The organism is Pseudomonas sp. HMSC063H08 (assembly GCF_001813645.1).
Taxonomy (GTDB): domain Bacteria; phylum Pseudomonadota; class Gammaproteobacteria; order Pseudomonadales; family Pseudomonadaceae; genus Pseudomonas; species Pseudomonas aeruginosa.
In genome coordinates, this window is the sequence record NZ_KV813543.1 from 31,381 (window position 1) to 40,779 (window position 9,399).

Consider the following 9,399-nt stretch of genomic DNA (forward strand, 5'->3'; position numbering starts at 1 on the left):
ACGTTCGACCTGCTCATCGCCGACGAGGCGCACGAGTACAAGAACGGTGGCAGTGCCCAGGGCCAGGCCATGGGCGTGCTGGCGGCGAAGGCTCGCAAGACCTTGCTGCTGACCGGCACGCTAATGGGCGGCTACGGCGATGATCTGTTCTACCTGCTGTTCCGGGCACTGCCAGGACGGATGATCGAAGACGGCTACCGCCCGACCACGAGCGGCAGCATGACCTCGGCTGCGATGGCGTTCATGCGCGATCACGGCGTCCTCAAGGACATCTACTCCGAGAGCGCCGGCACGGCGCACAAGACGGCCAAGGGCACCAAGGTATCGGTGCGCACCGTCAAGGCTCCCGGCTTCGGCCCGAAAGGCGTCTTGCGCTGCATCCTGCCGTTCACGATCTTTCTCAAGCTCAAGGACATCGGTGGCAACGTCCTGCCGCCGTATGACGAGGAGTTTCGTGAAGTCCAGATGGACGTGGCGCAAGCTGCGGCCTACCGCGATTTGGCGGGTCGGCTGACCGCAGAGCTGAAACAGGCTCTGGCGCGACGCGATACGACCTTGCTGGGGGTGGTGCTCAACGTGCTGCTGGCCTGGCCGGATTGCTGCTTCCGGTCGGAGACCGTGGTGCATCCGCGCACGCGCAACACCTTGGCGTTTGTCCCGGCTCAGTTCAATGAGTTCGAGATCAGCCCCAAGGAGCGCGAGCTGATCGACATCTGCAAAGCGGAGAAGGAACAGGGGAGCAAGGTTCTGGCCTACACGGTCTATACCGGAACGCGCGACACCACGTCACGCCTGAAGGGGCTGCTGGAGCAGGAAGGATTCAAGGTGGCGGTACTGCGCGCAAGCGTGGATGCCAGCCGCCGCGAGGACTGGATCGCCGAGCAACTGGACCGGGGCATCGACGTGCTCGTCACCAATCCCGAGCTGGTCAAGACGGGGCTGGACCTGCTGGAGTTCCCGACGATTGTGTTCATGCAAAGTGGCTACAACGTGTACTCGCTCCAACAGGCAGCACGCCGCTCCTGGCGCATTGGGCAGAAACAGCCCGTGCGCGTGATCTACCTCGGCTACGCCGGTTCCTCGCAGATGACCTGCCTGGAACTGATGGCCAAGAAGATCATGGTCTCGCAGTCCACCTCGGGCGATGTGCCCGAATCGGGGCTGGATGTTCTGAACCAGGACGGTGATTCCGTCGAGGTCGCACTGGCTCGGCAGTTGGTCGCTACCTAATTTCCACGCCATCGCCGGCCTAGCGCCGCCGGCTTTCTGTTCTTCCCACCTTGCAGCCACGTCCCGCAGTCTCCGCAGGACGTGGCTGCGTCCTTTCAGATTCAGTGTGGACTCTCTTTGGAGAAACGATTGGTTACTGGCTAAACTCACATGAGCAGAATCGGGGGAGCCAATGCAGATTGCAAAAGTCAAGGTCGAAAAGTTTCGTGGGATTGAATCCGGCATCGTGACGCTGTCAGGCCACAGCGTATTTCTCGGTGACAACAACGTCGGGAAGTCAACGCTGCTGGAGGCCATAGATCTCGTCCTCGGCCCGGAACGGCTCTCCCGAAGACCCGTCATCGACGAGCACGACTTCCACGCCGGGCGCTACCTGGATGAAGAGGGAGATCCGGTTCTCATTCGGATTGAAGTTATCGTCAGTGACCTGTCCGCCGAGCAGCAGCGACACTTTCGTGACCACATCGAGTGGTGGTCCGCCACGGAAAAGACGCTACTCGTAGGCCCGCCCCCGGAAGGCACGGATGCGTCAGACGTGTCGGCCGCGCTGCGGGTGTTTTTCGAGGGTCGCTACGACAAGGAAGAAGACGACTTCACGGGCAATACTTTCTTCGCGACCCCAGTGCTAGCTGAAGGTACTCACCCAACTTTCAAAACGACCGACAAGCGCAAGTGCGGCTTCCTGTACCTCCGGACGCTGAGGACAGGGGCGCGGGCATTGAGCCTGGAGCGCGGGTCGTTGCTTGATGTCATCCTCAGGCTTCAAGACAAGCGCGTGACGATGTGGGAAGACCTGCTGAACGAGTTGCGCAAACTCCCCGTGGCCGATAAGCCGGAACTCGGCATCGCCCCGCTCTTGAAGGACGTCCAGGACGCTGTTCGCCGATTCGTTCCTTCTGACTGGGCAGAGGAACCTCACATGCGCGTGTCGGATCTCACTAGAGAGGCCCTGCGCAAGGATTTGACCGTTTTCATGGGCACCGGCGCGAAGCGTCCGGACGGCAGCACCTATTGCGCGCCATATCACCATCAGGGCACCGGCACGATCAATACACTGGTGCTGGCGCTGCTATCCATCATCGCGGGCCTGAAGCAGAACGTCATCTTCGCGATGGAGGAGCCCGAGATCGCCCTTCCGCCACATACCCAGAAGCGCATCGTTAACAGCGTGCGCGAGACGTCGGCACAGGCGCTTTTCACGTCGCACTCGCCCTATGTGCTCGAAGAATTCGCGCCGTCCGAGATGCATGTGCTGCGGCGTGACGGGGGCAAGCTTTCTGCGATGCTGGCGACATACCCACCAGCGGTCAAGCCCAAGGCATACAAGGCAGAGTTCAGGGCCCGCTTCTGTGAAGCGCTGCTTGCCCGATATGTACTTGTTGTCGAAGGTCGAACGGAGTTCGATGCGATACCTGCAGCGGCGCGCCGGCTTAACGACTTGAACCCCACAGAATACAAGACGCTTGAGGCCCTGGGGGTGGCCGTCATCGATGCGCAAACCGATGCGCAGGTTGCGCCTCTCGGCAAGTTCTTTAGAGACTTGGGCAAGACGGTCTTTGCTGTGTTCGACAAGCAGGAACCAGCCGCTTCCGCTGCCATCAAGGCCGCCGTGCACCACTCATTTGAATCTGCCGAGAAAGGTTTCGAGAACGTAGTGCTGCACCACACCGCGGAGGCAGCCCTTCGTCGATATGCGCTCAGCCTCGTCGCGGAGAACGCGTGGCCGAACCATCTGATCGCCAAAACTCCTAACGCCGCCCAGACCGTGGAGCAAATTCGCGACGCATTGCGGCAATTCTTTGGCTGGGCCAAGGGAAGCGGCGATGCCGGCGACTTGCTCGGGTGCTGCACCGAGGCGGAGATGCCGCAGTATGTCCGGGACACGCTGCGGGTGATCCACATCACCGTCGAACCTCCGCCGCTGCCACCCGTGCCGTCAGCGGCGGCAGCACCGTTCGATGACGAAGAGTTATGACGGTCGAACAAGACTGGACACCGCAGAAGAGGGACTTTCTGCAAAGCACGGGGCACGTGCTCGCCATGGGTGGTCCAGGCTCCGGAAAGACGCATGTCGCCCTGGTCAAAGCCAGGGACGAGATTCGATCAGCAAAGCTCCTATCAGGCCAGCGCATCCTGTTTCTCAGCTTCGCGAGGCCCACAGTGGCACGGGTCCTTGAGAAAGCCAAGGAACTCATCACCGCGGATGATCTGAGACTTCTAGATGTCAACACCTATCACGGCTTCGCATGGAGCGTTCTGCGAAGTCATGGCTATCTGCTCAGCAACGGAAAGCCGCTCCAGCTCCTACCACCTCCCGAGGGCTCCGCGCGCTTGGCTCACTTTGCCAAGGAGCAGCATCACCAGGAGAAGTTGCGCCTTTTCCATGAAGAGGGGCTGCTCCACTTCGACCTCTTCGCCCAGTTGACGGCTGAACTGCTGCGCCGCAGCCGGCGGCTGGCAGGTATCTACACAGCGACCTACCCGATACTCGTCGTGGACGAGTTCCAGGACACGAACGCCGACGAATGGGCGATGGTCCGCGAGCTTGGACGCGGCTGCAGGATCATTGCCTTGGCCGACCCCGACCAGCGTATTTACGAATTCCGCGGCGCCGATCCTCAGCGGCTCAAGGAATTCGTGGACCAGTTCGACCCCTTGCCAGTCGAGTTTGAAGGGGAGAATCATCGCAGTGCCGGAACCGACATCGCAACGTACGGTTCAGACTTGCTCACCGGGAAAAACAAGGGCGCCGTCTATGCCAATGTGTCGGTGGTCGAGTACGGCGTGTACTACGGAAGGGGTCCGCATTTCCATGCGAAGGCCCAGCTCATCCAGGCAATCAAGCGACTTCGCAAGGAGCCGGCCTGGTCCATCGCAGTGCTCGTCCCATCCAAGGCCTTCATGCTTCAAGTGTCCGACTACCTCTCCGCGGAGTCCGATGGCATGCCCAACCTTCGCCACGAGGTGGCGATGGACGCGGAATCCCCGGCGCTTGCGGCAAACGTCATCGCCACGCTAATGGAAGGAGGCCCTTCGGAGCTTCTGGCTGCGCGGCTACTCTCCGCCTTACATACCCACATCCGGGGCCGCAGTGGCACCAAACGCCCTGCGCAGGCGGAACTCGACATGGCCGACGCCATCGACCAATACTTGGTCTCCGGAAAGATCCGCGGCAAGAATCGCCAAGCGTTGATCAGCGAGTGCGCGCGCCTAGCAGCGCTTCGCCAGGACGTCGTATTCACCGGCCATCCTGAAGAAGACTGGTTGACTGCGCGGGGGCTTCTCGCGACGTCTGCCGTTGGCCAACTGTCGCGCGTTGCCGCTGATGCCAAGTATCTCCGCCTGCTTCACAAGGGCTCAAACCTGCGGGCGTCTTTGTCAGAGCTTTGGAGATCCCAAGGACAGTATGTCGGCGCTATCGAAGCTGTCCGGGGCGCTTTGCTGCAGGAGCACTTCACAGCAGCCGCCAAGGAATGGCGTGGAGTTCATCTCATGACCATTCACAAAGCAAAGGGTAAGGAGTTTGACGAGGTACTGATTTACGAGGGGCGATATGCTGGACGAATTGTGCCTGCGAATGCAGATACTTCTCGTCAAAGCCAAGCCCTTTTGGCACTGCGGGTCGCAGTCACAAGAGCTATGAAGAGAGCAACAATCCTGACGCCATCGGGAGACCGCAGCATTTTTTTGTAATCAGCTGGTAGCGAGTACTGTCCAAATCAGCACGGTCTTCGCATGTTTCTGAAAAAGCGGTCGTCCATCAGTCCGCATTCCTAGCTGACCGCTCAACGGCGCTCCGCCAAGGTATCGGCATCGCAACAGAAGAGCCGATGCCATGCCCGCAATCCCTGTATCCCGGCGTCTGGTCGGCGCTGGTCTCCTGGCCGCAGCGCTGGCCAGCGGCTGCGCGACCACCACCGCGCCGCTGGTGCCAGACGCCATAGAAGGCGTCTCCTCCGCTCCCGAACCCGAGGCACCCGAGTTCATTCCCGTCGTGCGCTATGGCCGCTACACGCTGGTCGAGCTGGCACCCACGGCGGCGCAGCGTGACTTGCTGTTGCAGACCATCGACGTGTCCATGCCCGAGGATGCCCGCGCCACGGTGGGCGATGGGCTGCGGCATGTGCTCAAACGCAGTGGCTACCAGCTTTGCGAGACGCCCAGCGCCGTGACCGAGTTGTATGCGCTGCCGCTGCCGGCGGCGCACCGGCATCTTGGCCCCATGACCTTGCGCGATGCGCTGCTCACCCTGGCCGGCCCGGCCTGGGAACTGCATGCGGATGAACGGGCACGGCAGATTTGCTTTGAGCAGCCTGGAGGCAGTGCGACCGCCGAGCACGCACACGAGCCGCCTGTTGCCGAGGCGGTGCAGACGTTTCCGCTGATGCCTTCGGTTTCGGGAGGCCAGCCATGAATACCGCGCAGGCTCCCCGGCGCCCGATCTCCGCCGTGGTGTTGCAGAGCCTAATGTGGCTCTGGCTGATCAGCCTCAGCGTTTTCGCTGCCCTGAGCTACCAGACCATGAACGACCAGGCCGACCAGACGCTGCTTGATTCCCGCCTGCAACGTCTCGAAGCGCAGGCGGTGGGCCTGGCCGAGACCATTGAGGCCATCCAGCAGCGTCCAGTCGTCGCAACAGCGGCAGACCTCAAAGATACCCGCGAACGCCTGGAAGCACGCGCCGCCCAGGTCGAGACAACGCTGAGCGGCTATGCCGCTGCCGAAGACCTTCAGGCGCTTCGTGCGGAAGTCGAGCAGATCAAGGCACGCCCAAGCGCCCTGCGTGCCGCAGCGCCCGCCCAGCCGCGCTCACCGAGCAGGCCCACCGCCAAACCAGAACCGCCGCCACTGCCGTTCCGCATCGTCGGCGCCGAACTTCGCGCCGGCCAGCGCAGCCTGTCCGTCACACCGAATAACGGGAACTTCACGCCCGACCAGCTTCAAGTGCTGCTTCCCGGCGATGCCGTCGGCCCGTGGCGCCTGCAGGCAGTCGAGGGCAACACTGCGGTGTTCCAGGCCGGCGACCAGACCCGTCGCATGGCGATTCCTTGAGCGGAGCGCACGACATGAAACCGTCGATCATCCTTTCCGCGCTCCTGCTCGCGTCTGCCCAGTTGCCCGCCTGGGCGCAGCAGCCGGCCACGGCTCCCGCCGGCAGTGCGCACAGCCAGGAGCGCCCGCTGGTTACTCGCTCCCTGGACGACCGAGTGGCAGGCGACTGGGGCCTGCAACCGCAGGAGTGGGCTCGCTATCGCGAGCTGATGGACGGGCCGTTGGGCATCTACTCGCCCAACCTGGACCCACTGTCCGCCCTGGGCATCGAGGCGCGCACCGACGAGGAACGGCGCCGCTACGCAGAGCTGCAGGTGCAGGTCGAGGCGCGCCGTATCGAGAAGCTGCTCGCCTACCAGCGTGCCTACGACCAGGCCTGGCAGCGCCTGAGTCCCGGCATGCAGCGGGTGAACCTGCCTGACGAAAAACCCGGCGCCGGCACAAGCGCCAATCCCTTGCGCGGTTCAGGCCGCACGGCCGTGTTCGTCAAGGACGGCTGCGCGGCCTGCGGGCAACTCGTGCAGCGCCTGCAATCCTCCGGCACCGAGTTCGACCTGTACATGGTCGGCAGCCGCCAAGACGACACGCGCATCCGCGACTGGGCCAAGCGTGCGAACGTCGATCCGGCGCGCGTGCGCAGCGGTGGCATCACGCTCAACCATGATGGCGGGCGGTGGCTGTCGCTGAGCTTGCCCGGAGACCTTCCTGCGGTCGTGCGCGAGGTGAACGGTCAATGGCAGCGCCAGCCATAGCGGCCACCTCCGTTTCGCAGTGCTTGCGCGCACTGGTGATCGCGGCGGGCCTGTGCGCCTGCGCCGCCCATGCCCAGGAGCTTCCGCCACCGGCTTACCAGCTTGCCGCACAGCGCGCGGGCATCCCCTCGACGGTGCTCTACGCCGTGGCTTTGCAGGAAAGCGGCATCCGCCGCAACGGGCGCATCGTCCCGTGGCCGTGGTCCCTCAACGTCGCCGGTCAGTCGCGCCGCTTCACCACCCGTGCCGACGCCTGCGCTGGTTTGCAGCAGGCAATGCGCGCCACGCCGCACACACGCATCGACGCGGGCCTGGGCCAGATCAACCTCGGCTACCACCAGCAGCGCTACGCCAGCCCGTGCGACCTGCTCGACCCATACAGCAACCTCGCCATCGCCGCTGAAATCCTGAAAGAGCAGCACACCTCGGGCGAGGACTGGTTGCCGGCGATCGGTCGCTACCACCGTCCTGCGGGCGGAGAACCTGCGGCTCGTTACCGGCGCAGCGTGTCGCGCCACCTTGCCCGTGTGCAGGGCACACACCCAACCGCCGCGGCCATCGCCGTGCACCAGGAGAGCACCCCATGAAAACATCCCATTTGACCCATCTCACACTGAAGGGCTTGCTCGTGCTGCTGGCGGCTCTGCCGCTGGCCTCACGTGCCGGCGATCAGCTGATCGTGGTCGAAGACCGTGGCGGCACGTCGGCGCTGCCGTACTACGAGGCTCTGAATCTTCAGCCGCGCGCCGATGCTCCAGCCCGACCGCCCATCCCGATACTCACGGTGCCCGCCACGCCCATGGATGAGGCCGCGATGTTGCCGGTGCGCAGTGCCAAGCTCACGCCTGGCACCGTCGCGCGGCGGGTGATCGAGGCACCGGGCCTGCGGCCTTTCGTAGTCGTCGGCGACGACGAGGCTTCCCACGCCTGGCTTCGTCGCCAGGCAACATCGCTGCGCGAGCGCGGCGCGGTGGGCCTGGTGGTTAACGTCGAGACCGTGCAGGGCCTGGCACGGCTGCGCGCCCTGGTGCCCGGCGTTCCCCTCGCGCCTGTGGCCGGTGACGACCTGGCCGAGCGCCTGGGTCTGCGGCATTACCCGGTGCTGATCACAGCCACCGGCATCGAGCAATGAAGCCATGTCGGGGAAACAGCCGGTCGAGGTTCTGCTGCGCCCAGCGGTGGAGTTCTATACCGTCGCGGCGTGTGCAGGCGCCGCGTTTCTGTCCCTGGTGGCCCCGTGGTCGCTCGCGCTGAGCCCCGCCATGGGCGTCGGCAGTGCGCTGGCGTTCTGCATCTACGGTGCCATCCGCTACCGCGATGCCCGCGTCATCCTGCGCTACCGACGCAACATTCGCCGCTTGCCGCGCTATGTGATGACCAGCAAGGACGTGCCGGTCAGCCAGCAGCGTCTGTTCGTGGGACGCGGATTTCTGTGGGAGCAGAAACATACCCATCGGCTGATGCAGACATACAGACCGGAATTTCGCCGCTACGTCGAGCTGACGCCGGCCTACCGGCTAGCGCGCAGGCTGGAGGAACGGCTGGAGTTCGCGCCATTCCCGCTGTCCCGGCTACCTGCGCTCACGGGCTGGGATGTGCCTTTCAACCCGGTGCGCCCGCTGCCGCCTGTGGGCGGCCTGCCGCGCCTGCACGGCATCGAACCCGATGAGGTGGACGTCAGCCTACCGCTGGGTGAGCGCGTCGGGCATTCGCTGGTGCTGGGCACCACGCGCGTGGGCAAGACGCGGTTGGCCGAGTTGTTCGTGACTCAGGACATCCGGCGCAAGAACGCCGACGGCGAGCACGAGGTCGTCATCGTCATCGACCCCAAGGGCGACGCCGATCTTTTGAAGCGAGTGTACGTCGAGGCCAAGCGCGCGGGGCGCGAGGGCGAGTTCTATGTCTTCCACTTGGGCTGGCCCGACATTTCCGCGCGCTACAACGCTGTGGGCCGCTTTGGGCGCATCAGCGAGGTGGCCACCCGTGTTGCAGGGCAGCTCTCCGGGGAAGGCAACAGCGCGGCATTTCGCGAGTTTGCGTGGCGCTTCGTCAACATCATCGCCCGCGCCCTGGTGGAACTGGGGCAGCGCCCGGACTACATGCTGATCCAGCGCCATGTGATCAACATCGACGCGCTGTTCATCGAGTACGCCCAACACTACTTCGCCAAGACCGAGCCCAAGGCCTGGGAGGTCATCGTCCAGATCGAGGCCAAGCTCAACGAGAAGAACATCCCGCGCAACATGATCGGGCGCGAAAAGCGCGTGGTGGCGCTGGAGCAGTACCTCTCGCAGGCGCGCAACTACGACCCGGTGCTCGACGGCCTGCGCTCGGCAGTGCGCTACGACAAGACCTACTTCGACAA

General features: G+C 63.8%; 9 protein-coding genes. All 9 read left to right on the forward strand.

Features of this window, described 5'->3' with window-relative positions; all coding sequences use genetic code 11:
- Window positions 1-1,230, forward strand: a 1,230-nt coding sequence (locus HMPREF2924_RS24525) for a helicase-related protein (protein WP_070700688.1), incomplete at its 5' end; no start/stop codon positions are given.
- 172 nt (window positions 1,231-1,402) lie between these two features.
- Complete coding sequence (locus HMPREF2924_RS24530; protein WP_012205971.1) at window positions 1,403-3,205, forward strand: ATP-dependent nuclease; 1,803 nt, start codon at window positions 1,403-1,405, stop codon at window positions 3,203-3,205.
- Window positions 3,202-4,923: a UvrD-helicase domain-containing protein gene (locus HMPREF2924_RS24535; protein ID WP_071543045.1), complete on the forward strand. Its 1,722-nt coding sequence runs from the start codon at window positions 3,202-3,204 to the stop codon at window positions 4,921-4,923. The genes HMPREF2924_RS24530 and HMPREF2924_RS24535 overlap by 4 nt, the downstream gene beginning before the upstream one ends.
- 142 nt (window positions 4,924-5,065) lie before the next feature.
- Complete coding sequence (locus tag HMPREF2924_RS24540; RefSeq protein WP_012205973.1) at window positions 5,066-5,644, forward strand: PFGI-1 class ICE element type IV pilus protein PilL2; 579 nt, start codon at window positions 5,066-5,068, stop codon at window positions 5,642-5,644.
- Window positions 5,641-6,282, forward strand: coding sequence for a hypothetical protein (locus HMPREF2924_RS24545; protein ID WP_012205974.1), 642 nt, complete (start codon window positions 5,641-5,643; stop codon window positions 6,280-6,282). Before HMPREF2924_RS24540 ends, HMPREF2924_RS24545 begins: the two co-directional genes overlap by 4 nt.
- 14 nt (window positions 6,283-6,296) lie before the next feature.
- A complete protein-coding gene (locus HMPREF2924_RS24550) occupies window positions 6,297-7,034 on the forward strand; it encodes a TIGR03759 family integrating conjugative element protein (protein ID WP_012205975.1) in 738 nt (245 codons plus the stop codon).
- Window positions 7,016-7,621 (forward strand): transglycosylase SLT domain-containing protein, encoded by a 606-nt coding sequence (locus HMPREF2924_RS24555; RefSeq protein WP_012205976.1) that lies wholly within the window; start codon window positions 7,016-7,018, stop codon window positions 7,619-7,621. Before HMPREF2924_RS24550 ends, HMPREF2924_RS24555 begins: the two co-directional genes overlap by 19 nt.
- On the forward strand, window positions 7,618-8,166 hold the full coding sequence (locus HMPREF2924_RS24560; protein ID WP_023124763.1) for an integrating conjugative element protein: 549 nt from the start codon (window positions 7,618-7,620) through the stop codon (window positions 8,164-8,166). Before HMPREF2924_RS24555 ends, HMPREF2924_RS24560 begins: the two co-directional genes overlap by 4 nt.
- A 4-nt stretch (window positions 8,167-8,170) precedes the next feature.
- On the forward strand, window positions 8,171-9,399 hold a 1,229-nt coding region (gene traD / locus HMPREF2924_RS24565), incomplete at its 3' end, for a conjugative transfer system coupling protein TraD (protein WP_141765568.1).